Raw genomic sequence first — 26,778 nt, forward strand, 5'->3', positions numbered from 1 at the left:
CAGAACGGACATGGCGAGCAGTAGAATCAAAAATTCACACTGCAGGCCGCGCTTCTAAATTGATGTCAAGTGTTTTTGTGTCTACGTTGAAAATAAACCATCTAACTGCACATTAAATGATAACTTGGGTGGATTGGGATCCATACCGGCGGCATACCCGGTATGGTCCCGGCGGCCTGCATCCCGCAAACGATGCTGCCGTCTGGTTGCGTGTCGCACGCCGGGGCTGGCGGGACCTGGCCTATTATATGCACCGGTGGAATTTGGCTCGGATCGGAGCAGATGCGGTTACCGTCCGGGTCGATGCATGGATCAGGGTCGCCGTTGTTGTTACCGGATGGGTAGTTGCAGTCACCCGCGCATTGACCAGTAGACTCGTTGGGAGTGGATGCTGTGCCGGGGATGGGATCGTAGTCGTTCTCGTTGCCTCCATAGCCGCCGCCCTCGTTGCCGCCCCCGCCAACGCCACCGCCACCGGAGCAGTCCATCCCGCCTTCGTCGTCGTAGGTGCAACTTCCACCACTCCCGCCCGTATCGTCAATGGAGTTGCTGGTCGGACCGACTTTCAGCGAGGTTTGCCAAGGGACTGGCGCATAGGACACCGCCTTTCGGTTGAAATGTGCTACCTGCTTGTTTGTGCGTGTAAGGAAGTCATTGATGGCGTAGCCGATGCGCTTCGGTGCCTGCTTGGTGCTGAGGGATATCTTGAAGGTAAGCAGCGGTTCGCCTTTGGGGCCGGCCATCGCGCCCACCTCGATGTCCTGCATGACGGAGGTTGCGACAATCGGCGCGCACGCCACCATGCGGCGGTTCGGCACGCACAGGCTATAGTAGTTATTGCCCTTCGCGATCCAGCTCGGGCCTTTTGCAACAAGATTGGTCGTCACCATCTTGCTGACCTTGCCCGCTTGAGTCGGCAGCCGCAGCACGAGTATCGGCTGATTGCTCTTGGCGACACCCTTCGAGAGAAGGGGCAGGACGAGCACCCTGCTGCCTTGTGAGGTCTGGGTGGCAAACGCTGGTGCGCACCAACTGGCGCACAGCACGGTCAACCCGGTTAGCACCGGGATCAGAATTTTCATGGCGGCAAGCCTTTCTGGTGCAAGGGGGAATTGTCAAAATGGAACTGGCAAACAGAACAATTCTGCTGCTTGATTAACAAGCGTTCCTTGCGCCTAAACAGGCTCATGTACGTTGGGCGCTCTTTTGGCGCGACCGTTCAATCCCAATGCGTTCAGCGGTGCAGCATGAGGCCATTGAGTCGCGCAAAACGCGCAGTGATGCCACGAAAATTTTCTATCACTATTAGGCCCGCAAACCATTCAGGTCATGCTTTATTGAGCCATCGACCAAGAGAGCCAGAGGGAACCAGAGGGAGCCATGCTGCGAACGCCGCAGGATTCGTCACCGCGAAATGGCGCCCACAAAAACCAACGTCATACTCGCGAAAGCGGGACCATACTGAGTCTGCCTCAGATGGGTCCCGGCTTCGCGAGGATGACGTTTTCAATTTTCGCAGCTTGAAATCAAGAGCGGGTCTGACCTATGGTCAGACCCCAAAAAACGCTTAAGGTTTCGCGTTTTTGACGTACTTTTCGAGCCAGCTGTTCGTCTCGAACAGCATGTGCATGATCGATTCGCGGGCGCGGTAGGCGTGGCTCTCGTTTGGCAGCATCACCAGGCGCGCGGTGCCGCCCATGCCTTTGATCGCCTGGAACATGCGCTCGCTCTGGATCGGGAAGGTGCCCGAGTTGTTATCCTGCTCGCCGTGGATCATCAGCAGCGCGTCCTTGATCTTGTCGGCGTTATTAAACGGCGACATGGTGTGGTACACCTCCTGCGCCTTCCAGAACGGCCGTTCTTCCGACTGGAAGCCGAATGGCGTCAGCGTGCGGTTGTAGGCGCCGCTGCGGGCAATACCGGCGCGGAACAGGCGCGTGTGGGCCAGCAGGTTGCCGGTCATGAAGGCGCCGTAGGAGTGGCCGCCGATGGCGATGCGGTGGCGTTCGGCCACGCCGCGCCGCACCACTTCATTGACTGCTGCTTCGGCGTTGGCGATCAGCTGCGGCAGGTAGGTGTCGTTCGGTTCTTCCGTGCCGGCGCCGACGATCGGCATCGACGGATTATCGAGCACCGCATAGCCCATCGCCAGGAACGCCGCCGGACCCCAGTAGCTGACGGCGTTGAAGCGGTAAGGCGACCCGGTGGTCTGGCTGGCCGCGCTGGCGCTCTTGAACTCGGCCGGGTAGGCCCACATGATCATCGGCAGCGGGCCGTCGCGTTTCGGTTCGTAGTTTGGCGGCAGCAGCAACGTGGCGGTCAGGTCGACGCCGTCGGCGCGCTTGTAGCGGATCTGCTCCTTCTGCACGTCTTTCAGCTGCGGGGTCGGGTGCGCGAAGCGGGTCAACGCGGTCAACTGCGCCGCGGCCGGCTTGGTCAGGTCGCGCACGTAGTAGTTGGCGCGCTCGGTCGGCGACTCGCGGGTGGTCAGCAGGCGCGTGCCGTCGTCGCTCAGGACCGCCGCGACGTTCTCGTAGTACGGCGCGGTGCTCTGGAACAGGCGCTCCTTCTTCTTGGTGACCAGGCTGTAGCGGTCGAGGAACGGGCGATCGCCTTCGTTCGAGGCGCCGGCGCCGTCGAGCAGGATGGTCGAATCGGCGCCGATCAGCAGGCGCGGGTGGCCGGCGGCGTCAGGCTGGGTGACCGGGCGGCCCGGATCGTTGTAGCGGTCTTCGCCGGAATAGGCGAACAGCAGGTCGGGCGCGGTAGCCGGCTGGTCGGGGGCGATGCGCCAGGTCTTGACGGCGCGCGTCTTGTACCAGCGCTCGCTGATCAGCGCCACGTCGCCGCGGCCCCACTGGATGCCGCCGAAGCGCGAGCCAAGCCTGGCCAGCACGGCCGGCTTGTCGGCGAACGGCGCGGCCTGGGTGTAGACGACGTCGCGGATCTCGGCCGTCTTGGCCGGGTCGCCGCCGTCCTGGGCTTCGGCCCACACCAGCGTGGCCGGCGCATCGACGCGCCAGCTGACGGAGCGCACGCCGGACGACACCGCGTCGTTCCCCGGCGGCAGACCTTCTTCGAGTGGCTTGTTGGCCACCAGGTGCACGGCCTTGCCGGTCAGGTCGCGCACATCGACGCGATTGGCGAATGCGGACGCCGGCACGACGTACGAAAACGGACGCTGCATCGCTTGCGACAAAATGTATTTGCCGTTCGGTGAAACGCGCGCGCCGGTGAACAGGTCAGGCGTGCCGACCAGGCGCGTCTTGCCGGCCACGTCGACCAGCGCCAGCTGCACCGTCGCGTAGTGTTCGAACAGTTTGGCGTCTTCTTCGTTTTTCAGCAGGTCCTGGTAGGTGCGCAGCTGGCGCGCGCCGGCGCTTTGGCCGCTGTCCTGCGTGGCCGGGCCAACCGGGATGCCTGTTGCGACCGGCGCCTTGCCCAGCGCCGCAGGCTTGAGCGTGACGAGCATGCCGCTCGAATCGGGCAGCCAGCTAAAGCCCGAGCCGGCGACATACGACAGCGGCTGCGTGGTCAGTCGTTTCGCCACGCGCGTGCTGACATCGACCAGCCACAGTTCGACTTTCGACTCGCCGCCCTTGTCGGCGTAGGCGACATGGGTGAAGGCAAGGTAGCGCTGGTCAGGCGACCAGGCGGTATCGGCCAGTCGCAACGTCTTGGGCAAACCGCTGACCTTCAGTTCGGCCTGGGTGCGGATATCGAGCAGCGACAGGTCGGTGCCGAAGCTGAACCGGCTCGGCGAGTAGGTGCGCGGATTGATGCGCAGGCCTGCCAGCTTCAGTTCCGGCTGCGCCACTTCGACGATCGACGGCAGTGCCGGGGTGCCGATCATGGTCGCCAGGTTACGTTTCGGCGACAGGGTGAGGGTCGGCGAGCGCGGTGCATCGACGATCGCCTGCAGCGGCGCCGGCGGCAGTTGGTACTGGGCGTAGGCCGGCACTGCGGCCATCAGCGACAGGGCGAGCGGAACGAGGGGGAGGCTTTTGCGCATGGGTCTCTCAGTGTGTTTACGCCGTCGATTCGGCGAGTTCATGGATGGTGCATGTTGCGCATTCAGGCGCTGAAAGTCAATCGTCAAAGTGTATGCGTGCCCTCTGGCGCGGCATGCTTGGATTACAATGGCGGCTCGATTGCCGTACCACTCCAAAGCCGCAATCCCTGAATCCACCTGAAGCAGAAGCATGAACCTGACCACCATCGCCCTCCTCGTCCTGACCCCGTTCCTCGTGTGGCGCGTGTACTCCCGGCTGCGCACCATGATGGCGCGCCAGCGCTCGATCCTGTCGCGCCACTGGACCGGCGTCGGCGTGTTCCTGGCAATGGTGCTGGTGCCGGCGTCCGAACTGGTGTCGCGCCCCGAAGGGCTGGCGTGGCTGCTGGCCGGCACCGCCGGCGGCATCGCCTACGGCGTATGGGGATTGCGCCTGACGCGCTTCGAGGACAGCGATGAAGGCTACTACTTCACGCCGAACGCGCGCCTGGGCATCCTGATTGCGATGCTGTTTACCGCGCGGGTGCTGTACATCGGCTTCGAGATCTACGCCAACCAGGGCAGCAACGTGCCGACTGCGCGCTTTACCGACAGCCCGCTGACGATGCTCGTTGTCGGTCTGACCGGCGGCTACTTCGGCACCTACTCGGCCGGCTTGTGGCGCTGGCGCCTGAAGCTGAAAAAAGCCGCCACAAAGTAGTCGTTCGGTGCCAAACTTGTCGCGTGATCGCGACAGATAATCATTCATCCCTGCCCCCTCCCGGCGCGCCGTGCCGCGTGCTGCTGCTCGGCGGTTACGGCTTCTTCGGCAAGCGCCTCGCCGCCCGCCTCGCGCTCGACCCGCTGATCGACCTGACCATCTGCGGGCGCGACCTCGCCGCCGCCGAAGCGCTGTCGGCGTCGCTGAACCGCCAGAGCGGCAGCGCGCGGTTTCATGCACAGCGCATCGACGTACTGGCGCCCGGCCTGGCCGGGCATATCGGCAACAGCGGCGCGGCGGTGGTGGTGCATGCGAGCGGCCCGTTCCAGGGCCAGGGCTATGGCGTGGCCCGCGCATGCATCGAGGCCGGCGCGCACTACATCGACTTGTCCGACGGGCGCGATTTCGTGTGCGGGATCACCACGCTCGACGCCGATGCCCGCGCAGCCGGTGTCTGCGTGATCAGCGGCGCCAGTTCGGTTCCGGCGCTGTCGGGCGCCGTCGCCGACCTGCTGGCGCGCGACTTCACGCAGGTGCACGCGATCGATATCGGCATCAATCCCGGCAACCGCACCGAACGCGGGCTGGCTACAGTAACGGCGATCCTCGGCTACACCGGGGCGGCGATCCCGCACTGGCGCGATGGCCGCTGGCAGCGCGCGTTCGGCTGGCAAGGATTGCGCCGATACGGCTATCCGTCGCCCGTCGGCGTGCGCTGGCTGGCGCAATGCGATGTGCCCGACCTGCAGCTGATGCCGGCACGCTATCCGGGTGTGCGGACCGTCACGTTTCGCGGCGGGACCGAACTGCACTTGCTCCATTTCGGCGCGTGGCTGATGGCCGCCATGCGGCGCGCCGGCCTGGTTCGCGACTGGTCGCGCTACAGCGCGCAATTGAAAGCGGTCAGCGACCTGTTCATCCGCTTTGGCACCGATGCCGGCGCGATGCACGTGGAAGTGACTGGCGTAGCCGACGGCCGGCCGCTGCGGCGCTGCTGGACGCTGGTCGCGCTCGACGGCGACGGCCCGTTTGTTCCGACCTTGGCCAGCGCCGCGCTGGTGGCCAAGCTGGCGCGCGGCGAGCTGGCGTTTCGCGGCGCCACTCCATGCGTGGGACTGCTGACGGTGCACGATTTTCTCGACGCGGCCAAGGGATTGGCCATCACGATGGAGACAACATGATGACGACACCGGCCCAATCGGTCTACCGCCAGGTGCTGGGCGCTGATTTCAATTTGCTGGCGGTGGAACTGCAGCGCTTTCACAGCATGGCCGGCCGGGCCCTGCTGACCGGCAAGTTCAGCGTACAGGGACCGGACAACCATGCCGGCCGCCTGGTGAGCGCGCTGTTCACCCTGCCGAAGGCGGCGTCCGAGGCGCCCTTCAAGTTCGAACTCGATGCGAACGCGCGGCAGGAGACGTGGCGGCGGCACTTTCCGGGCAGGTCGATGGTGTCGCGGATGCACGCCGGACCGGGCATGCTGGTCGAACGCTTCGGACCGATCAGCTTTTACTTCAGGCTGAAGACGAGCGACGGGCAGCTAAGCATGCTGCTGCAGTCGGTCACTGTTTTGGGGGTTCCGTCGCCGCGGTTTCTGATGCCGAAAGTGTCGGCGCGCGAATCCGGCGCCGACGGCAGGCTGCACTTTTCGGTCAGTGCGCACTTGCCGGTGGTGGGGCTGCTGGCCGAATATCGCGGCTATCTGGAGCTGAGTCCGGGGTCTGACCCGATTGGGTCAGACCCCGGTTGCGCTGCCGGCTTGCCAACGCCGTAACATCACGCCGCGGCTGGCGTGACGCGGCGCTGCAGCACGAAGATCGGCTGCGCCCACGGCATGTCCTTTTTCTTCTTGCTGGTGATGAGCGTGAGCTCGGACGGGTCGTAGACGTCGGTGTTGTGCGTCAGCGGCGTCGTCATCAGGTACTGCGCCTCGGTGTTCTTGAGGAACTCGCCGACCAGCTGGATGTTGCGGATGTCGAGGTGGGCGAACGGCTCGTCGATGAAGACGAAGCCGCCGGAGCCGTCTTCGGACTTGAGCAATCCTATCAGCAGCACCAGCGACTTCATGACCTGCTGGCCGCCGGACGCTTCGCCGTCGTTCATCCCGATCTGGTCCTTGCCGTCAAACTTGAAGCGCACGTGCAGGCCAGCCTGCGACAGCTGCACGTCGTCGTTTTCGAGCCGCACTGGATCGGCATGCACGTCGATGCCGGCCAGTTCGCCGAGCTCCTTGATGTTCTTGCTGTACGTCTTGATGGTATAGCGCAGGCGCTCGATGTAGGCGCCGCGCGCATTGCCGGTCGCTTCGATCGCGCGATTGTTCTGGTAGCGCCGTTCGTCGGTCTCGCTCTGGCGGCCTTGCAACTGGTCGTTGAGGCGGTGATGCTGGTCGATGACGGTGGCGTCAAGTTCCCAGTCGTCGCGCGCGAGGCTGTGCTGCAGGGACGACACGCGCAGGTCCACCTGGTGGCTGTTCTGGTGTTCGGCCACCAGCGATGCACGGCGCGCCGGACGGCGCCAGCCTTGCGGCAGGTGGCGCCAGCTGCGGCGCAGTTCCGCCAGGTTCTTCGCGTGCTCGGCGCGCTGCTCGATCTGGCGCTTGTGACCGAGGCGCAGGCCGGCTTCGGCTTCCGACAGGGCCATGCGGGCGTTCTGCCACACGGTGTCGGCGCGGGTGCGCGCGACGGTTGCGGCCTTCGTCAGCCCTTGCAATTCGCCCAGGCGCGAGCCGACTTCGAGGCGCTCGGCCTTGAGCGGCGCGCTGCTGCGCATCGCTTCGTCGAATTCGGCCTGGCGCGCGGTCAGTTCCTTGGCGGCGTCGACGCCGGCGATGCGCGCCTTCAGTGCGCCGACTTCGGCGGCCAGTTTGCTGATCGCCAAGGTCAGCGTGTCTTCCTGCGCTTCCAGCGCCGGCAGCGAGCGTTGCAGCGCTTCGAGGCGGCCGGTGCGGCCGGCCTGGCCGAAGCGGTAGCGCGATGCTTCTACGAACAGCGAGCGACCGCCGCGGCGTTCGCGGTGGTACGCGTCCGGCGTGATCCATTCGTCCGAGGTCAGCTTGGCGCCCGCTTCGACCGAATCGACGCGGTCGATGCGCGCCAGCTGGTCGATCAGCCACGACGGCGCCGGCGCCGAAAAGCGCACCACCGACAACAGGCTGTCGTCCTTGGAGACAGGGGCGGCGACGCACTCGGGCACGATGAAGTGGCGATAGCGCTCCTTCTCGGCCAGCTTGTAGGCGGCGGTGGCGTCCTTGGCGCGCTCGAGCAGCACGACGGAGGCATAGCCACCGAGGACGCCTTCGATCGCGCCCTGCCACTTCGCGTCCGTTACCTCGACGATATCGGACAGCATCGCGTGCGGGATGCCGGCGTCGCGCAGCGCACGGCGCATGCCGCGCACCGCTTCCGGCTCGGGCATCGCGCTCTTGCCCTGCAGCGCCGAGATGGTGGTCTGGTCGCCGGCAATGCGTGCAGACAGCGTGTCGCGCGCCTGCTTCTGCCTGGCCAGTTCGGCTTCCTTGCCTTCGAGCTGCGCGGCCACTTCGGCGATGTCGGCGCCGGAATCGGCGGCCAGTTTTTGCAGGCGTTCCTTTTGTTCGAGCAGGCTGTCGAGGGGTTTGAGCTTGCCGTTGACCTGCGCCAGGCGGGAGGCGAGCACGGTCGCCTCCTGTTCGAGCAGCGTTTCCTGTTCCTGGGCGTCGGTCAGCACGCGCACCTGGTTGGCCAGCGCGTTGCGCTTTTCGATCAGCTGCGAGTCGGCCTGCGCCATCGGTTTGCGGGCGTCGCGCAACTGGCGGCTGACGGCGCCGGCCTTTTCACGCGCTTCATGGTACTCGAGGCTGGGCAGCACTTCCTCGAGCAGGTTGCGGCGTTCCTTGTGCAGGTCTTCCCACTGGTGATAGTTGGCCACGCGCAGGCGCAGTCCTTCGAGGTTGGTGCGCGAGGCCTCCAACTCGGTTTCGAAGCGCTTCAGTTCCGTCTCGGTGTCGCGCTGGTGGCGCTTCGCCTCGTCGTAAGCGTCGAGCACTTCCTTGTCGCCGAATACCTGGAACACCAGGTCGAGCAGCTGGCGCGGCGCGTACTCGCACAGCTTGTCGGTTTCGCCCTGCTCGAGCGCCAGCACTTTCGCCATCGCCGGCGACAGGCCGGCGTTGGCGAGGCGCTTGCGGTAGTTCTCGACGCCGAGCCAGTCGCTCGCCTCGGTCACTTCTTCGATCTGGATGTTCCCGGGGCGCATAAGGTACTGGCGCTTCCAGTCGCCGCCGTTTTTCTGGATCTGGCAAAACAGCGTGACTTCATCGTCGCTGAAAAAGCCGGAGCTGCGAAACGGACGGTTCGACAGCTGGCGACCGACGGTCTTGTTGTCGACGACGGCGCGGATCCACGCGGTCTGCTGGCCGGAGTGGCGCGCGTAGTGCTTGTAGGTGCGGCCCATCGAGCAATCGAGGCCGAACAAGGTGCGCAGCGCGTCGAGCAAGGTGGTCTTGCCCGAACCGTTCTGGCCGGCGATGGTGATGATCTTGGCGTCGAGCGGGATGTTCTTGATGCGCTGCCAGTAATCCCAGTGGACCAGCTCTAGCGATTTGATATGGAACATGGGCTCTCTCAGATTGTGGTGTCGTCGTCGGCGTCGGCTACAGCGTCGGCGAGCGGTTCATCGACCGCGACAGCGTCGACGCTCTTGCGCGGCACGGCGACCGTGATCGGGGCGCGCTTGAAGACGTCGGCCAGGGCGCCGTTGATGATGCGCTCCTTGAGCACGTCGGTGTCCATCATCAGGTCCAGCAGCGGGCCTTCCAGTATCAGATCGCCGCGGCGCTCGATAAATCCGAGCTTCGACAGCGAACCGAGATTCATGTCCATGCGGGTCTTCTTGCCAAGCTTGTCGCCGAAGTCGGACAGCAGCGCGGTGTAGGAGATGCCGATCGAGGTGTCTTCCGCGCGCGGCATCGGCTTGTCCTTGTCGAACATGTCGTCCTGGTCGTCGTCGGCGTTCTGGTGGGTCTCCTGGCGTTCGCGCTTGGGCAGGATGATCTGCGCCCACAGCACCACGAGCAGCGCCACGCCGTCGCGCGTGAGGCCGAAGTTATTGTTCTGCCAGATGTCCTTGGCGCCGAAGACTTTCGGCTCGACGGCGCGGTGCAGCGCCAGCGTGACGTGGTCGGCATAGACGTTATCGAGCATCTTCAGGCCCGACTCGAGCAATCGCTTGTCGACTTCGGCGCGAAACAGTTCATCGGACAGCACGCGCTTGACCATCTTGTCGTCGCGGCGCAAGGTCTGGTGGGTCAGCAGGCGGGCAATCAGGATCTGGGAATCGTCATTCATCGGCCGGGCCGCTTTCGAGGACAAGTGAGAGGGTGGCGACCGACATGGCCGCGACGTGCGGATCGTTCAGCTCGATCATGTCGTCGGTCGGCGCGAAGGTGATCGGCAAGCGCGCCAGCTGCGCGGTGGCGCCCTGCAGGCTCGCTTCGGCGGCGTCGCCGAGCAGCGGCAGCATCGAGGCGCGGTAGGAGGCGATGGCGAAGCTGGCCGGCAGCAGCGAATCCTGGATCGGCACCGACTTCGGGCCGTCGTCGGAAAAGCTGGGGAAGTTACCGAGGTTGGCGAAGTCGGACAGGCGCGCCAGCCAGTCATCGAGTTCGGCCTGCACGGCCGGCGCGTCGTTGACGGTGAGCGGCGCATCCTGGCCGACCGGCAGGCCGGCCAGGCCGACGACGGCGTTGCGTTCGGCCAGCAGCTCGGTTTCGGCGACGTCGATCATCTCGGCGGGGGTGCCGAACAGCGGCACGATCGGGCGGTCGATGGCGCCGCGCGCCAGGCTCGCCAGGTCGTCGTGCGCCAGCAGCCAGCGCTTGACGTCGGTGGTCGACAGGCCGGACTGGCCGAGGTGGACGCGCTGGCGTTCGATCTGGTTGAGGGCGCGCGAGAACATGCCCTGCATGTTCAGCAGCGCGCTCTGGGCGCGGCCGATGGCCTGCGCCGCCTTGTGGGTGGCCGAATCGGCGGCGTCGTCGGCGAGGATGGCGCGCAGGATCTGCGAGCCCTTCTCGACCCAGTCGCAGGCCATGTGCCACTTGGCCTGCGAGGTGCGCAGGCGGAATTCGGAACCGGAGGCGATGGCGTCGCGAAATTCGTCGGTCAGGTCGACCAGGCGCCCGAGCAGGTGCTTGAGCTGGTCGACGGTGACGCCGCCGACCGCCTGGGCGCCGGCCACTTGCGACAGCAGGAAACCCATCTCCGCTTCGTCGTCGGCCTGGCCCATGTTCAGCAGCGTATCGAGCGCCGAGAGCACGTTGCGCGCCATCGGCGTGACGCGGTAGACGGCGGCCTGGGCGTCCCACGCCAGCAGGCCGTGCGAGCGCAGGCGCGTGAGCACGGTTTCCAGGCTTTCGGGGATCAGGTAGGCAAGCTTCTGGTTGATGTCGGCGCGCGAGAACGCCGACGTGGTGGTGTCGGCGGCCAGTTCGCGCAGCACCAGCAGGCGGATCAGCACGCCGTCCTGGCCGCCGTGGAACAGCGCGGTAAACGCCTGCAAGGTCGGCTGGGCGCGCTTGAGGTGGAAGACCTGCTCGATTTCGTCGGCGGAAATGCCGGCATGGAAATGCGACTGCAGCGAACTGGCGTCGTCCTGCCCAAGTGTCAGTGATTCTGCGGCCAGCGCCGCACCTGCGGTTAATTCGATCATTGCGCTCCGGGTACCAGGTTCGACCGCTTGGTGCTGTGCACCAGCTTGCTCGCGGGGCGTCAGTATATCAGCTACGGCAGCGCCGGCTGCCGGAAAAAATGCTGCCAGCAAGCCAAGTCGCACTAACCAGGCCCCGTCATCGTCGCACAGCGACGATGACGTCGACAAGGTTTTGGCAAGTTATTGCTGGAGCGATTGCTGGAGCGTCGGAGCAGGCTACTTCCTTGCGATCTTTTCCAGCGTCTGGTCGACGAATTCGTTTTCGCCGTCGGTAAAGCGCAGGCGCGCCGGATACCACTCGTGCGCCGGCGCCAGCCAGATGTCGAGCGTCTGCTGTTTCGAGTCGGGCGGCGGCAGCTTGACCAGGTGGACCGTTTCGAGCGCGCCGACGCCGGTGCGGATGTTTTCCTTGCCGACTACCTTGAAGGTCCAGGGCTCGGCGTCGCGGCGACCGGCGACGAAAAAGACCCACTGGGAGCCGGGGGTGAATTTCTCCGGCGCGGCGCGCGCCACCGCCACCAGTTGCCAGGTGACGCTGCTGCGGTCCTGCTCGCCACCGATGAGCGGGTAGGTTTCCTTGCCTTCGCTGAACGAGATGCTCTTGCCGGCGCGGTCGAAGGTCGTGGTGGAAGGATCGCGGCGGATGCGTTTTTCGACAAACTTCGCCGGGGCAATGCCGAAACCGTCGATCGCGCCTTCGCTGCGGTTCTCGAGGATGCTGCCGAACAACGCGGCGCGGGTGTCGCCGCTCAGCGTGTATCTGGAGCCGGTCACGCGCCAGCTGATGCTGGCGTCGCCGGAGAGAGAAAACCCCTTCTGGCGCGCCTTGATCGAATAGCTCAGGTCGGCGGATGGCGGCACGTCGACCGGTCGCTTGATGGCGACGTGCTCGGCCGCGCCGGCCAGCGTGACGGCGGCCAGCATGGCGCTTGCGGCGATCAGTTTGAGACTATGCATTTCAGGTTCCTGAATCCGTGAGGACGATCTTGTTGACCGTCTGGGTTGTTACCGCACCGCTCGCTTCAATGTTGCTTATCTGTACAGGCAGCCAGCCGTGCGCGGGCGCCAGCCAGATGTCCAGCCGCGACGCATAGGCGCCGGGCTTGGGCGGGCGCGACAGGCGCCACGCCTGAATCTTGCCGAGCCGCGTGTCGAGCTGCTCCTGGCCGAGCACGACGAAGTGGAACACGCTGGCGTCCTTGTCTTCGGCAACCTGGATGTCGACCCCGGCGGCCAGCTGGCCGCTGTCGGCGCGGGCGATCGCGGCCAGTTGCAGCGGGATGGTCGCCTTGTCCTGGGCGCCGGCGGCCTGGTCGAATGCTTGCTGCGAGGCGGAAAACGTGATGCGGCCGTCGCGGAAATGGGTCGCCGTCCGCGATCGGCCGCGGCGCTTTTCGGTCATCAGCGACGGTGCAAAGCCGGTGTCGCCCAGGCTGCCTTCGCTTTGCAGCGCGACCAGGTTGACGCGCGTGACGACCACGCTGATGCCAGCCTCGACCTTCATGCTGTAGCGGCTGCCCTTGAGCTGCCAGGCCATCTCGGCTTCGCCGCTCCAGCGCGTGCCGTCGGCATCGCGGCGCGCCACATCGAGCAGCATGCGGGCCGACGGCGGCAGGTCGACCCGGTAACGGGGCGGCGGCGGCGGCGCCGGCGTGACCGGCTCGACAGCGGCGGGCTGCTCTACTATTGCCACCACGACAGATGTTACAGCAGATAATATTTGCGCCGCGCCGGCCTGGTCGCCCATCGGCGGCTGGCTGGCCAGCGCGGCGACGTCGACCAGCGCCGCGGGCGCCGGCGCCGGCGATCGCCGGGCGCGCGCCACCGCCTTGGCAGGCGCGGCAGGCGCGGTCGCAGGCGCCGCCTTTGGCGCGGGTGGCGGGCGCGGCGGCGCGGCGATCAGGCGCGCGATAGTTTCCACCGGCGGCGGCTCGTGCGCGCCGGGCGCCAGCATGTACGGCAGGATCCACCACAGCGCCAGCAGGTGCAGCAAGACCGACGCACCGAACAGCGACAGCGCACGCCGATATCGGAAAATAAACGAAGCGAAGGTCATCTGTATAGTTTAACGCGTTCGCAGCGCGTTCCGCTGACAGGCTTGACCGCCGGCCGCGCGCACGACTTTCTTTGAACACGTGTTAGTTATCTGATACGCTAAAGCCTCACTCTAACGGAGACGCACCATGAACCCTCAAATGCCTCAGATGCCCGGTGTCGGCAGCGTGACCGACTCGCTGGACTTCGTCAAGAACCTGTGGGGTAGCATGAGCTTGCCGGGGATGAGCATTCCCGGACTCGGCGCGCCGGCCCTGTCGCTCGATGACCTCGACAAAAAAATTGCCGACCTCAAAGCGGTCGAGTCCTGGCTGAACGTCAATGTGGCCATGCTGCGCGGGACGGTGCAGGCGCTGGAAGTTCAGCGCGGCACGATTGCCGCGCTGAAATCGATGGGCGCTTCGATGGCCGAAGCGATGAAGCAGCCCGGCGCCGACCAGCAATCGGTGATGGCGGCAGCGCCATTCGCATCGGCGTTCTTTGCTCAACCAGCCGCCGCCGCTGCGCCCGAGGTGGCCAAGGCCGCGCCCGCGAGTTCGACGTTCATGCCGGATCCGGCGTTGTGGTGGAATGTGTTGCAGGATCAGTTCAAACAGGCGGTCAACAGCGCGATGCCGGCAGACCCCAACAAGGGAACTTCGGTGGCGCCTCAGCCGGACCCGTCGGCGCCGAACCTGACGCCGGATGAATCCGCGGCGAACGGCGCACAGGGCAAGGCACGCGCGCCGAAGGGCAAGCCGGCGAAGGGCTGACCGGGCGCGCGGTGGCGGGCCGGATCGTCAGGCCAGTCGCAGGATCCGGATCGCGTCGATCAGGCCATCTTCCTGGCGCTTGACGGTGGAAATTGAAATCAGTCCATCATCGGCCATCTGCCGGGCTTGCTCGTGGACGCCCTGGAACGTTTCCACGGTGTCGCCCTTGGCCGCTATCGGACGGATCCATGCAGTGCTGCCAACCTTCATTTTTTCGTAAACTTCCATTGCGATGTCGCGCATGCGTAGTGCCTTTCTGACTGGGCGCGGGGTGAGCCGCAGAGTTTGCAGTTTATCACCAGCGCGCGGTGAGCGAAAATTCGCTTCACGTGGCGAACCGCTGTCGTGTAGAGGAGGTCAACAATAATCGCTGAAATGGCCTCCCCGCGTTCGCGAGGAGTCGGTCCCGCCAATGGCAGGGCCGACGTCTGGCGGTCAAACGCCGGTGTCAGGTCTGACATTAAGACATTCAGGCGTAAATGTCTTAATGTCAGACCTGACACCAGAAATTTGCGCTTACGGTTCGGCGGTAGCGGACGCTTCGTCGGCGATTTCTTCGCCGACGCGCGGCGCCAACCGTGCCAGTTGCTCCATCAGCTGGGCGAAACGCTGCTGGCTTGGCTGGATTTTGTCGACGTGCATCAGCACCTCGGCGGCCTCGGCGCTCAAGGCCTCGTCGTAGCCGAGCTGCTGCATGTGCGACAGCAGGATCTGGGCGGCATTGAACAGGATGCGCAGGTTGTTCGGCAACTGCTCGCGGGCATGGCGCATCCAGCCTACCGCTTCGGGCAACTTGCCGGTCTTCCACAGCAGCACGCCCTGGTTCATCAGGTCGGCGGCATCCTTCTTCGACGAGCGGATCAGCTCGATGCCCTCGGCGCCCATGCGCGCCTTTTCGAAAATCTTCTGCACCTCGTCGAGCAGCAGCGTGTTGTCGTGGTTGTTGCGCGCGACGTAGCACAGCAGCTCGACCGGCGACTCCTTGACGCCGACCGCCAGCAGCAGGGTGGCCATCTCGAGGCAGGTCGGCGTGTCGGGCCGGCCCGCATCGGCGTTGAGCATCTCCTCGAGCTCGTCGCCGGCCTTGCGGGCGCGGCGGAAGTCGCCGCTCTCGTGGTACACCATGCCTTCGGTAATCTTGGCGCGCAACTGAATGTGATCGTCCTCGGCAAACTCGCGCTGCACCGCCAGCAGCAGCTGGAGCGCTTCCTTGACGTCGTTCTTCTGGCCGCACACGCGCGCCAGGCCGAGAAAGGCGTCAGCCGACTTGATGGCCGAATATTCGCCGATGGCGATGCATTTGCGAAACGCCTTCTCGGCCATGCCGACGTTGCCCAGCTTCAGGCACACCTGGCCGAGGCTGCGCTGGCGCGGCACCGAATTGGGCGAGAGGCGGGCGGCGCGCTCGAGGATGCCGCAGGCTTCCTCGGGCTGACCCATCAGCTGGTAGGCGTTCGCCAGCTGGTCGTAGGCGTCGATGTAGTAGCGGTTGTCGGCAATGACGCCCTGGAAGATCTGGCGCGCCTGCTCGTATTCGCCGTTGGCCATGCGGATCTTGGCCAGCCCCGACTTGGCCCACTGGTATTCGCGTTCCTGCATGACCTGCTCGTAGGACTCGCGCGCCTTGTCCGGCTCGCCGCTCTTGAGCATCAGCGACGCCTTCATGCGCAGCAGTTCGATGCGGTGCACCTTGTCGACGGCAATCTGGGCGTCGCACAGCTTGGCTGCGCGCAGGTAGTCCTTCTCGGCATAGGCCAGGTCGATCATCTTGAAGACCTGCTTCTTGTGCCACACGCGGTTCAGGCGGGTCAGCAGCACGCCCTCGGTGATCGGCTTGATCAGGTAGGCGTCAGGCTGGTGCTCGGCGGCGCCCATCACCGACTCGACGCTTTTCTCGGCCGACACCATCATCCACACGCTGCTCGGCATCAGCAGGTTGCGCAGGCGCACCTCTTCCAGCACCTGCTGGCCGTTCTTGCCTTCGCCGAGGTTGTAATCGCACAGCACCACGTCGTAGCGGATGCGCGCCAGCAGCGCCATCGCTTCGCCGCCGCTGGAGGCCTGGTCGATGTTCTTGGCGCCAAGGTTGCGCAGGCTCTCGCGCAGCAGCTGGCGGATGCCGATGAAGTCGTCGACGACCAGGTAGTTCTTTTCGGCCCAGTCGACGTCGGCGATGTCGGACGCCCCGCTGGACTCGAACGGCGAACGCGCGCTCACGGCAAGGTCAGCACAAAGCAGCCGCCGCCGTAGGCGCCGCCGTTTTCGAGCCGCACGGCGCCGCAGCGGTCGCGGTGCTTGTGCATTTTCGCCACTTCGCTCGAGAAATACAGGCCGAGGCCGCTGCTGTTGGTCAGGAAGTTCACGCCCGAGCTGACCCCGCTCATCGCCGACACGCCCGCTTCGAGCATGGCGTCCGGATAGCCGGGACCGTTGTCTTCGACGCGCATTTCGAGGCAGCCGTCGACCACGGCGACCGACAGGCCGATGGTGTCGGTGGTGTAGTTGATGGCGTTGTTGATGGCGTGGCCCAGCACGCCAATGATCAGGTCTTCGTCAAAGTGCCAGATCAGCTCGGGATCGAAGTCGGTGTGCAGGTCGATGCCGCGCGACTTGAGCAGCACGCGTTCGGACGAGACGACCTGTTCGACCAGGTGGCCGATGCCGAGCGGCTGCATGTCGAACGGATACTCTGGTTTGCCCACCTGCTTGTACAGCGCCAGCAGCTGCATCAGGTTGTCGTTGAGGCGCTTGGTCTGGTACAGCATGTGCGCCATCTGCGGATAGGCCGGCCCGATCGCCGGCGTGGCGTCATGCAGCAGCGATTCCAGCGTGCCCGACAGCACGCTGATCGAATTTTTCATATCGTGCGCGGTCGAGGCGAGGAACAGGAACAACTCGTTCGAGCCAGGCGTTTCGTCAATCGTCAAGGAACCTCCAGCGGCGTAAATATTGCCGTACGACAATTATACCCGGGTTCTAGTTGGGGACTTGACGAATAGCCCCGTCAACGGATGGCTGTTGTATTCCGTGTCAGTGCGCACGGCGGCGACCGCGCAGCCGGAAGCGTCCCGGGTCAAGCGCGGCAACCAGGCCAGATTCGACCGGCAGCGGCTCGCCTTCAAGGCTGGCGGCCAGCAGTTCGGCCGCCAGCGGCGCCCAGGTCAGCCCGCGCGAAGCGTAGCCGAGCAACGCGTACAGGCCGGCCTGGCGCGGCAGTTCGCGCAGCCGGTCGGCGCCCAGCACGCACGCCGGATCGGGCAGCGCGCCGACCAGCGGCAGCCGGTCCGGCGCCACCGACCGAAAGCCGACCCGGCCGCGCAGCGGCGCGCCTGCGCCGATCGCCGGGTCGTTCAGCATCGAGCGCAGCCTGGCCAGGTTCTGCTGCTGGCTGCTGGCGCGCAGGTGCGGGTCGAAGTCGTCGTCGTAGGTGGCGCCGACGCTGCGCACGCCGCCGGCAGCGGGCGTGACGTAGGCCTCGCGGCACAGCACCAGGCCAAGTTCGGCCAGCGCCGTCTCCGGGGTCTGACCCCGCGGGGTCTGACCCCGGTTGTCTTCAGCCAGGTGCGTCACCTGGCCGCGCACCCGTGCCAGCGGCAGGAATGCCGACTGCGCCAGCTCGGCGGCGCCGGCGCCGTTGGCGAGGATGACGGTGCTCGCCTGGGCGATGGCGGCGCCGCCGGCGTCGAGCACGCGCCATTCGCCGCCGGCGCGCTCGATGGTGACGCTGCCGGCGCCGAACAGCCGGCGCAGGCGCGGCCCGCAGGCGTCCAGCATGGCCTGGCAGGCGCTGGCCGGCCGGATCCAGCCGCCTTGCGGAAACAGCCAGGCGCCGTGAGGCGCCAGATCGCCGAAGCGCGCGGCGGCGGTGTCCTTGTCGAACCACTGCGCATAGTGCGGCGGCAGGCGGCGCGCGTCGGCAATGGCCTGCTGCAGTTGCGCGTGGGCGGCATCTTTGGCCACATGCAGCACGCCGCGGCCGGCGCCTTCAATGACGCGGTCGACGCCGCCGAGCTTTTGCCAGTAGTCGAGCGCGAACAGGAAAGCTGCGCGCGACAGGCGCGAGGCGATGTTGTCGTCCTTCGACAGCAGCGGCATGGTGATGCCGGCCAGGTTGCCCGACGCTTCCATCGCCGCCTGCGGGTGCCGCTCGACCAGCGTGACGTGCCAGCCGCGCGCGCACAGGCGTTCGCAGGCGGCGGCGCCAGCGAGTCCGGCGCCGATGACGATGGCGCGCCGTTCGGGTGCGGCCGGGCGCGGCGCGATCGGCTTGCGGGTTGCAAAGCGCGCGCCCTGCCCTTCTTCGTCGAATACCCAGCCGGCGGCCGCCAGCGCCGCTTGCTGGCCGGCGGACAAACCGCCTGCATGGAGCATCGCATCGGCTGCCAGCAGCCGCGCCAGCGAGCGCGCGGAGCCGGCGTCTTCGATGCTGTGCAGACGGACCGCGTCGATGCGCGCCGACAGCTGGGCCAGCGCCGCATCGAGCGGGGCGTGCAGCAGGTCGAGCGTGACGGCGGCATCGCTTTGCAGCACGCGTTGAATGCCGGGCAGTTCGCCGCCGCCGATCGCGATCACGTGCAGGCGCGCGGGCCGCTGCGGATCGGCGCGCCATTGCGCGATCCATTGCGCGAAGCTGTCGGGATCCCACCGCGAATCGAAGATGACGAATCGCTCGCGCCCGCGCCAGTGCGGCCCGAAGTCCATCGGGTCAGCGCACCGCGCGCTTGAAGCAGGTCTCGTCGTGGTCGTCGACCATGCCGATGCCCTGCATGTAGGCATACACGATGGTCGAGCCGACGAACTTGAAGCCGCGTTTTAACAAGTCCTTCGAGATGCGGTCGGACAGCTCGGTCTTGGCCGGCCGCGCGCCGCTCGGCCAGTGGTTGACGATCGGCGCGTTATCGACAAACGCCCACAGGTACCGGTCGAGCGTGAGGCCTTCGTCGCGCAGGCGCAGGCAGGCCTGGGCGTTGGTGATCGCCGCCGCCACCTTCAGGCGGTTGCGCACGATGCCAGCATCGGCCAGCAGCGCGGCGACCTTGGCGGCGTCGTAGCGGGCGATGATGCCGGCGTCCCAGCCATCGAAGGCGGCGCGGTAGTTGGCGCGCTTGTTGAGGATCGTCTCCCAGCTCAGGCCAGCCTGCGCGCCTTCCAGGTTCAGCATCTCGAACAGGGTGTTCTCGTCGTGGCACGGCACGCCCCACTCGTGGTCGTGGTAGTCGAGGTAACGGGGATTGGCCATATTGGCCCAGCTGCAGCGGGTCTGGTTCATGCGGTGAAGTATACATCGCGGTAAGATAGTGAGCATCACATCGACGGCACTGACCATGTACTCACCTTCCCATTTCGCAGAAACCCGGACCGACACGCTGCACGCGCTGATCGAGGCGCATCCGCTCGGCACCTTGGTGATGCATGCGGCGGACGGCCTGGTGGCCGACCATATCCCGTTCGAGATCGGCGCGCCGACCGCTGCTGCGCCGCACGGCACGCTGCGCGCCCACGTCGCGCGCGCCAATCCGCTGTGGCGGCAGGCAGGCGCCGGCGCGCTGGTGGTGTTCCAGGGTCCGTCGGCATATGTCTCGCCGTCGCTGTACCAGGAGAAGCCGGCCAGCGGCAAGGTGGTGCCGACTTGGAATTATGCAGTGGTGCAGGCGCACGGCGTGCTGCGCGCGATCGAGGATCGGGCATGGATTCTGGCGCTGCTCGAGCGCCTGACGGCGCGCCACGAAACGCCGCGCGCGGCGCCGTGGGCGGTGGCCGACGCGCCGCCGGACTACATCGACAGCCTGCTCAAAGCGATTGTCGGCATCGAGATCCCGCTCGACCGGCTCGACGGAAAATGGAAGCTGAGCCAGAACCGCCCGCCGGCCGACCGCGTTGCGGTGGCGGCCGACTGCGCCGCGCTGGCGCCGTTGATGGCGCAACTGCCGTAGCCTACGAAGTGACCTTGCCGGCCGCCAGGCCGAGGCGGCGCTTCTTGGGACCGGCCGGCAGCACCGGATGCTGCAAGCTGGTGACGAGCGTGACTTCGCCGTCGGCCAGCGCCTGGTCGAGGTGCTGCATCAGGCGCGCGAACAGGCCCTCGCCGCGCGTGCTGTCGGTGCCGTACACCGCGGCCCACGCATTGCGCCCGGAGCGCTTGGCCAGGTACAGCCCCTGGTCGGCCAGCTCCACCACTTCCGACCAGCTAAGCAGGCGCGGCTCGCTCGGCAGGAAAGGGAAGCAGGCAAAGCCGATCGAACATGTCTTTGACAGGCGGGTGCCGTCGGGCAGCACGAACTCGCGGTCGGCCACGGCCAGGCGGATCCGTTCGGCTACCGCCTTGGCGTCGTCGCGGTTGGTGGCGCGCGCCAGCACGAGGAATTCCTCGCCGCCCCAGCGAATTAAATAGTCGGACTCGCGGAACACTTCGCGCAGCCGCTCCTGCATCTGCACCAGCACCGCGTCGCCGCCGGCGTGGCCGTGGCGGTCGTTGACATCCTTGAAGTGGTCGAGGTCGACCATGAAGAACACCAGGTCCTTGTCCGACACGACATCGCGCTCGGCCTGGCGCAGCGGTTCGTCGTGGCGGCGCAGGCTCATGGCGACGTCGGCATCGACGTGCTGCAGGAAGAAGCGACGGTTGCGCAGGCCGGTCAGCTGGTCGGTCAGGCTCACTTCCTCGAGCGCCTGGTAGGCCTGTTCGAGTTCGAGGTTTTTTTCCAGCAGCTGGTCCTGGGTGGCGCTGAGCGTGCGCAGCGTGGCGGCCACTTGGCGGTAAGCGTTGGCGTTGTCGAGGGCGATGGCGCCGTAGGCGCACAAGGTGCGGAAAATGAGCCGATCGCGCTCGCCGTAGGCGTTGGGCTGGCGCGATTGCACCGTCATCGCACCGAGCACGCGGTCGCCCACCTGCAGTGGCGCGAACAGCTGGGAGAGGGTCGGCTCGGTGCCCGGGATCAGGAACGGCGCGCACGACTGGGGATCGGTGTCGACCATGATTTCGCGCCGTTCGCGCACGCAGCGGGCCGAATTGGCGTTCGGGTCGGACAGCGCCACGCAGATCGGCGGAAGTTGCTTGCCGGCCTCGATGCCGAAAGCGCAGCGCATGGCGACACCGTCGGCGTCGATCAGGAATACCGAAAAATGGATGGCGTCGAGCAGGCCGTGAACGTGGCGGTCGAGCGCGCGGAACACGGCGGCGGCGGCGAGGTGGGTGGTGATCTCCTGGCCGATTGCCGACAGGTGCTCGAGCGTGGCGCTGATCTGCTGCAGCGCCTCGGCGCGGCGCGCTTCGGCGGCGGCCAGCTGCCGATGGTGCTCGCCTTCGGCCTGGGCGCGCTCAATCTGGTAATGCACGCGCATCGCAATGGCGCGGTTGGTCGCATCGGTGCCGTGGGTGGTTTCGCGCGCGGCGCCGGCCCGCATCGCCGCCTCGTAGGCGGCGGCGTAGTCGCCGGCGCCGGCGTATTCGCGGGCGACGGCGTCGAGCAGCGCGGCCGGCACGGTGTAGCCGTCGATGGTGGCGGCGACCGCGAGCGCCTGCTGCAGGTAGTGCAGCGCGGCGCTGGGCGCGTCGAGCGGCGCCGGCGCCGTCGCCGGCAGCGCGTGGCGCGCGTGGATTTCGGCCAGCACGCGCAGCGCGGCGATGTGGTTGTAGGCGTCGCGGTGTTGGCGCGCCAGCGCCAGCGAGGATGCGGCCATGGCCAGCGCTTCCTGCGGGCGGCCCAGGCGCGACAGCGCATCGGCCTGGCCACGCCGCGCGGCGCAGTGGAAGTCGGCCTGGCACAGCGCCTGGCCGCGCACTTCGAGGCGGGCAAAGCTGTCGAGGGCGGCGGCGTAGTCGCCGCAGTCGATGGCCAGGTCGCCCTGGTATTCGAGGGCGACGGCGTAGGCGCGCGAGCTGGCCAGAGGCGCGAGCGCGTCGAGCGCTTCATGCAGCAGCTGCTGGGCGGCGTCGCGCTGGCCGAGCTGGCGCAGCGTTTCGGCAGTCTGCATCAGCGCCAGCCCTTCGCTCATCGGCCAGCCGCCCGGTCGCGCCAGGTCGAGCCCGCGCTGCATCCACTCGAGCGCGGCGTTGTGGGCGTTCAGGCTGGTGAAGCCGTTGCCGATATTGGTGGCGAGGTTGACCGCGCGGCGCACCTGGCCGGTGGCGAGCGCGGTTTCGAAGCTGCCCATCATCAGGCTGATGGCGCGGCCGAAATCGCTGGCCTGGAAGGCGCTGATGCCGAGGTAGTCGTCGATCCAGCCGCGCGCGGCCGGGTGGACGCCGGGCGCGTTGCGGTCGAAGCGCTGGCCCCAGCGTAGTTCGGCGGTGTGGACGTCGCGAAACACGGCGAACAGCGCGGCGGCGGCGTCGCAGATGTCGACCCGCACGGCGCAGCCGGCGCGGCGCGCAGAGTCGGCCGCCAGCGCCATTGCCGTGTCGCTGTCGGCCAGGTTGCCGCCGTCGACGTCGATCCAGGCGCGCAGCCAGTTGCCGTCGGCGCAGCCGGCCCAGTCGGCGCATTGTTCGAACGTGTGCAGGGCGGCGGCGGCGAGCGCGCGCGCGCCGTCAAGGTCGCCGGCGAGCCAGAGCGCTTCGGCGCGCACCAGTGTCAGGCGCGCTTCGAGCGGGGCGCGCTCGGCTTCGGGCAGCGCGCCGGCAAGCAGCGCCGCTTCGTCGGCCAAAAGCTGGGCGCGCGCCGGGGCGCGCTGGCGCAGGTGCCAGGCGACGTTGACCAGCGGCGCCAGGCGCGCCGATCCCTGCAAGGGCGCCAGCTGCGCCTCGCACGTCGCCAGTTCCTCGTCCAGTACCAACATTTGAAGCAATGTAGTCCCCGTTCAAACACCTGTCGCGACCGGAAATAATGATGCCACGATGCATCATTATTTCACAGATTTGCGTATCTGTAAGCAAATCCGTAAGCTTTCGCGCGAGCCAACAACGCCGCTGTGGCGGCGTATAGGACAGCGCCGCGGCGGGTGCGACCGGCATCAGGAAATAGGCTGCCGGGGCGCGGCCTTTCCCTGCCGGATGCGCCGGGAGGCGGCTTACGACGTGCTCGCGCCCGCGGCGGCCGGCGCCTTGCCCTTGGTATCGGCGGCCTTGCCCGGTTTCATTTGCTGGGCCGCCTTCAGGCGCTGCTCGACGGTTGGCTGGATGCGCGTCACCAGCGCCTTGACGTCCGGGTCCTTGGCCTTTTTATGGGCGGTGTTGAGCATGCCGTGCATCTTTTTGTGGTCGTCGACCCCGGCCTGGCGCATGTACGCCTTGTCGAACGCGTCGCCGGACAGCGCGCCGAGCTTGTCGGCCATGGCCTGGTGCTGCTTGTCGAGCGCGCTCGGCAAGGTCACCGCCTTGGTGCTGGCGAGCTGCTGGATCTCGGTCAGCGCCTTGGTGTGGTCGTCGATCATCTGCCTGGCGTACGTCTTGACCTGGTCGTTCTGGCTCTTGCTGTCGGCCAGCTTGGCAATTTCAATTTCCGCCATGTTGCCGGCGGCCATATCCATCAGGATTTTCTGGTCGGCCTTGCCGAGCGCAGCGCCGGTGCTGGCGGCAGCGCCGCCGGTTGCCGCCGGCATCTGGCCGGCGGCGGGCGCGGTCTGGGCGCCGACAGTCGCCGCGCCCAGCATGGCGGAGGCGGCCGCAATGCTCAGCAAGGTTTTCAGTACTGGGTTCATTCGCATGTCGTTCTCCTGGAAAAGGTTGAAATGTCGTCACAAGATCAAGAACGTCCTACTCCACCTCCATTAACGTCCTCCTCGCGAAAGCGGATGACGCTAATTTTTTGCGGTGCTGTTCTATCGCTGCAATTGCTGCATATCGCGGCAGGACGGATCCGCACCTCGGGCCAGTTTAGCGGTCATGAACAAGGCCGAGCGCCCGCTAGCCGCGCGGCAAAACCGGCAACGCGACAGCCCGGCGAATTTGATACACCTCAACGGAAATCCAGGGGCGCGCCGGCACACTGAGTAATGCCCATCCGCGATGCACTGACCAAGGTGAAGCAACATTGGCTGGCCGCGGCGCTGGCCGTGGCAGCGCTGCTGGGCGCCGTGTACGCGGCGCGCGCGCTGCTGTTCGGCGCCGAGCTGAACGTGTATCCGGTGGAGCGGCGCGAGCTGCTGCAAACGGTGGTGGCGAGCGGGCGCGTCGAAACGCCGCTGCGCATCGACATCGGCAGCCAGGTCACCGGCGCCGGCGCCGCGATTCCCGTGGCCGAGGGACAGGCGGTGAAGGCGGGCCAGGTGCTGATCGAACTCGACCATGGCGAGGCGGCCGCGGCGGTCGAACAGGCGCGCGCCGCGGTCGGCCAGGCCAATGCGCGGCTGCAGCAGGTGCGCGACGTCGGCCTGCCGGTGGCGCAGCAGGCGCAGCGCCAGGCGGAAGCGAACCTCGCCGCCTTGCGGCGCCAGTTCGCCCGCAGCAAGGAGCTGTTCGCGCGCGGCTTTGTCGGCCAGGCGGCGCTCGACGAAGCCGAGCGCAACCTGAAGGTGGCCGACAGCGACGCGGCCAGCGCGCGCTTCCAGGCGCGAAGCATGCGCGTGTTCCTGCTGCAAGGCGCGGTGGTCGGGCTGCTCGGTTCGCTGTCGGGCGCGGCGCTGGCGGCGCTGCTGTCGGCCGGCTGGCGCCTGATCGCGCGCAGCCCGGACGGCACGCCGCTGTTTCCGGTCGATATCAGCGCCAAGCTGTACCTGCTGGCGGCGCTGCTGGCGACCTTGACCGGGCTGGTCGCGGCCGTCACGCCGGCCACGCGCGCGGCGCGCATGCTGCCGGTGGAGGCAATCCGTGGCTGACGACGTGCTGCGCCTCGAAGGCATCACCAAGACTTACGGCGCCGGCACGCCGGCCGCGACAGAGGTATTGCACGGCATCGACGTGCGTCTGGCGCGCGGCGAGTTCGTCGCCCTGATCGGGCCGTCCGGCTCGGGCAAGATCACGCTGCTGAACATCATCGGCCTGCTCGAGCGCCCCAGCGGCGGCGTGCTGCGCATCGACGGGCGCGACAGCGCCACCCTCGACGACAACGCGCTGACCCGCCTGCGCGGGCGCAGCATCGGCTTCATGATCCAGTACCACTACCTGATTTCGGCATTCACGGCGCTGGAAAACGTGATGATGCCGGAACTGCTGGCGCGCGGCAGCCCGGACCGGGCGATGCGCGAGCATGCGCTGGCGCTGCTCGGCCAGGTCGGGTTGGCGCAGTGGCGCGACCACATGGCCAGCAACCTGTCGGGCGGGCAGCAGCAGCGCGTGGCGATCGCGCGCACACTGGCGCTCGAGCCGCCGCTGGTGCTGGCGGACGAGCCGACCGGCAACCTCGACACGCAGTCGGCCGACAGCGTGTTCGACCTGATGCGCCACGTCAGCGCCGACAGGCGCACGACGTTCCTGTTCGTCACCCACAACACGGCGCTGGCGCAGCGCTGCGACCGGCTCGTCGAACTGGTCGACGGCCGGATTGTGTCTAACGGCTAGTAGCGCGGCGTCGGCGTCGGCGCCACCGACGACGACGGCCCGCCCGACAGCGCCTGCTTCAGCGTCTGCGAATGCGGGTTGCTGTATTTGCCGGCCAGCACATCGGCGACGGCGACGTCCTGGCGGTAGTAGGCGCCGGTCAGTTTCTCGCTGTAGCGAATGTCGCTGACGCCAACCGACACCAGGCTGCCGTACAGGCCCTTGGTGCCGGACCACACGACGACGTCGCCGTCGCCGAGCGAGCCCTGGGCGATCTTCGACCAGTTGACCAAGGTCAGGCCGGCGCCGGCATTGAGCGAGAACTGGTTCTTTTGCATGAACCGGTTGACCGCTTTCTCGTTGTTGAGAACGAGCGCGATGGCGCCCGCCTCGGCGCCGACCTGGGCGCCGGCGCTGATGCCGCCGATGTTATAGAACGCCGGGTCGCTCCATTGGCCATCGGCGCGCTTCATCAGCAGCACGCCGGTGCCGCCGCTGGCGCCGACGCCGAGCGCCGCGCGGCCATGGCGCGGCACCAGGAACACGCCCTTGGCCTGCTGCAGCAACTCGCGCATGCGCGGCTCCTGCAGCATCTTTTGCACCTCGTCGTTCGCTTCGGCGACGTGGCGGATGGCAGCCGACTCCTGGCGCGTGTCGACGGTGGCAGCGGCCGGTGCATCGCCGGCGCGGCGCTCGGTGGTGGCCTGGGCGCCGGCCAGGCCGCTGGCCGCCAGCAGTACCAGCGCGCAGGCTGTCCTCAGCAAGCGCGCATCATCAGTTCTTGTTTCCATGGTTGTCTCCTTGAAGTAAATGACGCAGCGGTCCGGACGGGCTCGGCGCCTCCTTCGAACCGGCGTCGCGGCCCCAGGCACGCACCCGGATCGACAACGCCAGCAGCAGCACGCCGATGACGATTGCACACAGCCCGACCAGCCAGACCAGCGCGCGCGCGCCGGCGCCGAGCGGATACATGAAGACGACGACGCCGAAGAGGACCCTCCCATACTTTGGACCGCGTGCGGTCAAATAAGGTCAGGTCATTTAGCGTGCCGGCCGCCGGCGGCGATCCGAGCATCTCGAAAGCCGAGTTGGCTCGGGCGGTGAGCATTGATACTGCATTTCTAACTCGGCCGACCAAGATTCCGGTGTCCAA

The 26,778-nt window shown here is 66.8% G+C and carries 23 protein-coding genes; 7 read left to right on the forward strand and 16 right to left on the reverse strand.

Features of this window, described 5'->3' with window-relative positions; all coding sequences use genetic code 11:
- Positions 1–101 precede the first annotated feature (101 nt).
- On the reverse strand, positions 102–1,082 hold the full coding sequence (locus ACP7DD_RS15425; protein WP_426175711.1) for a hypothetical protein: 981 nt from the start codon (positions 1,080–1,082) through the stop codon (positions 102–104).
- Positions 1,083–1,567: 485 nt separating this feature from the next.
- Positions 1,568–4,012, reverse strand: coding sequence for a prolyl oligopeptidase family serine peptidase (locus ACP7DD_RS15430; protein WP_426175712.1), 2,445 nt, complete (start codon positions 4,010–4,012; stop codon positions 1,568–1,570).
- 190 nt (positions 4,013–4,202) lie between these two features.
- Between ACP7DD_RS15430 and ACP7DD_RS15435 the strand changes: the two genes are divergently transcribed.
- The 3 genes from ACP7DD_RS15435 to ACP7DD_RS15445 are packed head-to-tail and all read left to right on the forward strand — an operon-like array spanning position 4,203 to position 6,486.
- Positions 4,203–4,712 carry a hypothetical protein gene (locus ACP7DD_RS15435; protein ID WP_426175713.1) on the forward strand — a complete coding sequence of 170 codons (510 nt, stop codon included), beginning with the start codon at positions 4,203–4,205 and terminating at the stop codon, positions 4,710–4,712.
- Positions 4,713–4,762: 50 nt separating this feature from the next.
- The gene (locus tag ACP7DD_RS15440; RefSeq protein ID WP_426175841.1) at positions 4,763–5,893 is read left to right on the forward strand and encodes a saccharopine dehydrogenase family protein; all 1,131 of its coding nucleotides are present in this window, start codon (positions 4,763–4,765) and stop codon (positions 5,891–5,893) included.
- Positions 5,890–6,486 carry a DUF4166 domain-containing protein gene (locus tag ACP7DD_RS15445; RefSeq protein ID WP_426175714.1) on the forward strand — a complete coding sequence of 199 codons (597 nt, stop codon included), beginning with the start codon at positions 5,890–5,892 and terminating at the stop codon, positions 6,484–6,486. Before ACP7DD_RS15440 ends, ACP7DD_RS15445 begins: the two co-directional genes overlap by 4 nt.
- A gap of 2 nt (positions 6,487–6,488) precedes the next feature.
- Here the strand turns inward: ACP7DD_RS15445 and ACP7DD_RS15450 are convergent, their stop codons facing one another.
- The 5 genes from ACP7DD_RS15450 to ACP7DD_RS15470 form a co-directional block, all read right to left on the reverse strand.
- Positions 6,489–9,308, reverse strand: coding sequence for an ATP-binding protein (locus ACP7DD_RS15450; protein WP_426175715.1), 2,820 nt, complete (start codon positions 9,306–9,308; stop codon positions 6,489–6,491).
- 8 nt (positions 9,309–9,316) lie between these two features.
- Positions 9,317–10,039 carry a hypothetical protein gene (locus ACP7DD_RS15455; RefSeq protein WP_426175716.1) on the reverse strand — a complete coding sequence of 241 codons (723 nt, stop codon included), beginning with the start codon at positions 10,037–10,039 and terminating at the stop codon, positions 9,317–9,319.
- Positions 10,032–11,402: a hypothetical protein gene (locus ACP7DD_RS15460; protein WP_426175717.1), complete on the reverse strand. Its 1,371-nt coding sequence runs from the start codon at positions 11,400–11,402 to the stop codon at positions 10,032–10,034. Before ACP7DD_RS15460 ends, ACP7DD_RS15455 begins: the two co-directional genes overlap by 8 nt.
- A 216-nt stretch (positions 11,403–11,618) precedes the next feature.
- Positions 11,619–12,359: a DUF3108 domain-containing protein gene (locus ACP7DD_RS15465; protein ID WP_426175718.1), complete on the reverse strand. Its 741-nt coding sequence runs from the start codon at positions 12,357–12,359 to the stop codon at positions 11,619–11,621.
- 1 nt (position 12,360) lies between these two features.
- Entirely contained in the window at positions 12,361–13,458 is a 1,098-nt protein-coding gene (locus ACP7DD_RS15470) for a DUF3108 domain-containing protein (protein WP_426175719.1), read from the reverse strand.
- Between the two features lie 127 nt (positions 13,459–13,585).
- On the opposite strand from ACP7DD_RS15470, the gene ACP7DD_RS15475 reads away from it, so the two are divergent.
- Positions 13,586–14,209 carry a PhaM family polyhydroxyalkanoate granule multifunctional regulatory protein gene (locus ACP7DD_RS15475; protein WP_426175720.1) on the forward strand — a complete coding sequence of 208 codons (624 nt, stop codon included), beginning with the start codon at positions 13,586–13,588 and terminating at the stop codon, positions 14,207–14,209.
- Positions 14,210–14,236: 27 nt separating this feature from the next.
- Here the strand turns inward: ACP7DD_RS15475 and ACP7DD_RS15480 are convergent, their stop codons facing one another.
- The 5 genes from ACP7DD_RS15480 to ACP7DD_RS15500 form a co-directional block, all read right to left on the reverse strand.
- A complete protein-coding gene (locus tag ACP7DD_RS15480; protein ID WP_426175721.1) occupies positions 14,237–14,452 on the reverse strand; it encodes a hypothetical protein in 216 nt (71 codons plus the stop codon).
- 273 nt (positions 14,453–14,725) lie between these two features.
- On the reverse strand, positions 14,726–16,426 hold the full coding sequence (locus ACP7DD_RS15485; RefSeq protein WP_426175722.1) for a tetratricopeptide repeat protein: 1,701 nt from the start codon (positions 16,424–16,426) through the stop codon (positions 14,726–14,728).
- Positions 16,423–17,070 (reverse strand): sensor histidine kinase, encoded by a 648-nt coding sequence (locus ACP7DD_RS15490; RefSeq protein WP_426175842.1) that lies wholly within the window; start codon positions 17,068–17,070, stop codon positions 16,423–16,425. Before ACP7DD_RS15490 ends, ACP7DD_RS15485 begins: the two co-directional genes overlap by 4 nt.
- A 169-nt stretch (positions 17,071–17,239) precedes the next feature.
- Positions 17,240–18,910 carry an FAD-dependent 5-carboxymethylaminomethyl-2-thiouridine(34) oxidoreductase MnmC gene (mnmC, locus tag ACP7DD_RS15495; protein ID WP_426175723.1) on the reverse strand — a complete coding sequence of 557 codons (1,671 nt, stop codon included), beginning with the start codon at positions 18,908–18,910 and terminating at the stop codon, positions 17,240–17,242.
- A gap of 4 nt (positions 18,911–18,914) precedes the next feature.
- Positions 18,915–19,478 (reverse strand): DNA-3-methyladenine glycosylase I, encoded by a 564-nt coding sequence (locus ACP7DD_RS15500; RefSeq protein WP_426175724.1) that lies wholly within the window; start codon positions 19,476–19,478, stop codon positions 18,915–18,917.
- 55 nt (positions 19,479–19,533) lie between these two features.
- Between ACP7DD_RS15500 and ACP7DD_RS15505 the strand changes: the two genes are divergently transcribed.
- Positions 19,534–20,142 carry an FMN-binding negative transcriptional regulator gene (locus ACP7DD_RS15505; protein ID WP_426175725.1) on the forward strand — a complete coding sequence of 203 codons (609 nt, stop codon included), beginning with the start codon at positions 19,534–19,536 and terminating at the stop codon, positions 20,140–20,142.
- Position 20,143: 1 nt separating this feature from the next.
- On the opposite strand, the gene ACP7DD_RS15510 is transcribed toward ACP7DD_RS15505, so the two are convergent.
- Positions 20,144–22,987 (reverse strand): diguanylate cyclase, encoded by a 2,844-nt coding sequence (locus tag ACP7DD_RS15510; protein ID WP_426175726.1) that lies wholly within the window; start codon positions 22,985–22,987, stop codon positions 20,144–20,146.
- Positions 22,988–23,218: 231 nt separating this feature from the next.
- The gene (locus ACP7DD_RS15515; RefSeq protein WP_426175727.1) at positions 23,219–23,854 is read right to left on the reverse strand and encodes a DUF4142 domain-containing protein; all 636 of its coding nucleotides are present in this window, start codon (positions 23,852–23,854) and stop codon (positions 23,219–23,221) included.
- Between the two features lie 288 nt (positions 23,855–24,142).
- Here ACP7DD_RS15515 and ACP7DD_RS15520 point away from each other — a divergent pair, with 288 nt between their 5' ends.
- Both ACP7DD_RS15520 and ACP7DD_RS15525 read left to right on the forward strand, forming a co-directional pair.
- Positions 24,143–24,964, forward strand: coding sequence for a biotin/lipoyl-binding protein (locus tag ACP7DD_RS15520; protein ID WP_426175728.1), 822 nt, complete (start codon positions 24,143–24,145; stop codon positions 24,962–24,964).
- Positions 24,957–25,646, forward strand: coding sequence for an ABC transporter ATP-binding protein (locus tag ACP7DD_RS15525; RefSeq protein WP_426175729.1), 690 nt, complete (start codon positions 24,957–24,959; stop codon positions 25,644–25,646). The genes ACP7DD_RS15520 and ACP7DD_RS15525 overlap by 8 nt, the downstream gene beginning before the upstream one ends.
- Here ACP7DD_RS15525 and ACP7DD_RS15530 read toward each other — a convergent pair.
- Positions 25,643–26,416 (reverse strand): lipid-binding SYLF domain-containing protein, encoded by a 774-nt coding sequence (locus ACP7DD_RS15530; protein WP_426175730.1) that lies wholly within the window; start codon positions 26,414–26,416, stop codon positions 25,643–25,645. The genes ACP7DD_RS15525 and ACP7DD_RS15530 overlap by 4 nt on opposite strands.
- Positions 26,400–26,597 carry a hypothetical protein gene (locus ACP7DD_RS15535; protein ID WP_426175731.1) on the reverse strand — a complete coding sequence of 66 codons (198 nt, stop codon included), beginning with the start codon at positions 26,595–26,597 and terminating at the stop codon, positions 26,400–26,402. The genes ACP7DD_RS15530 and ACP7DD_RS15535 overlap by 17 nt, the downstream gene beginning before the upstream one ends.
- Positions 26,598–26,778: the final 181 nt, after the last annotated feature.

Source organism: Massilia sp. TWR1-2-2 (assembly GCF_049897565.1).
Classification (GTDB): Bacteria; Pseudomonadota; Gammaproteobacteria; order Burkholderiales; family Burkholderiaceae_D; genus JAFCUW01.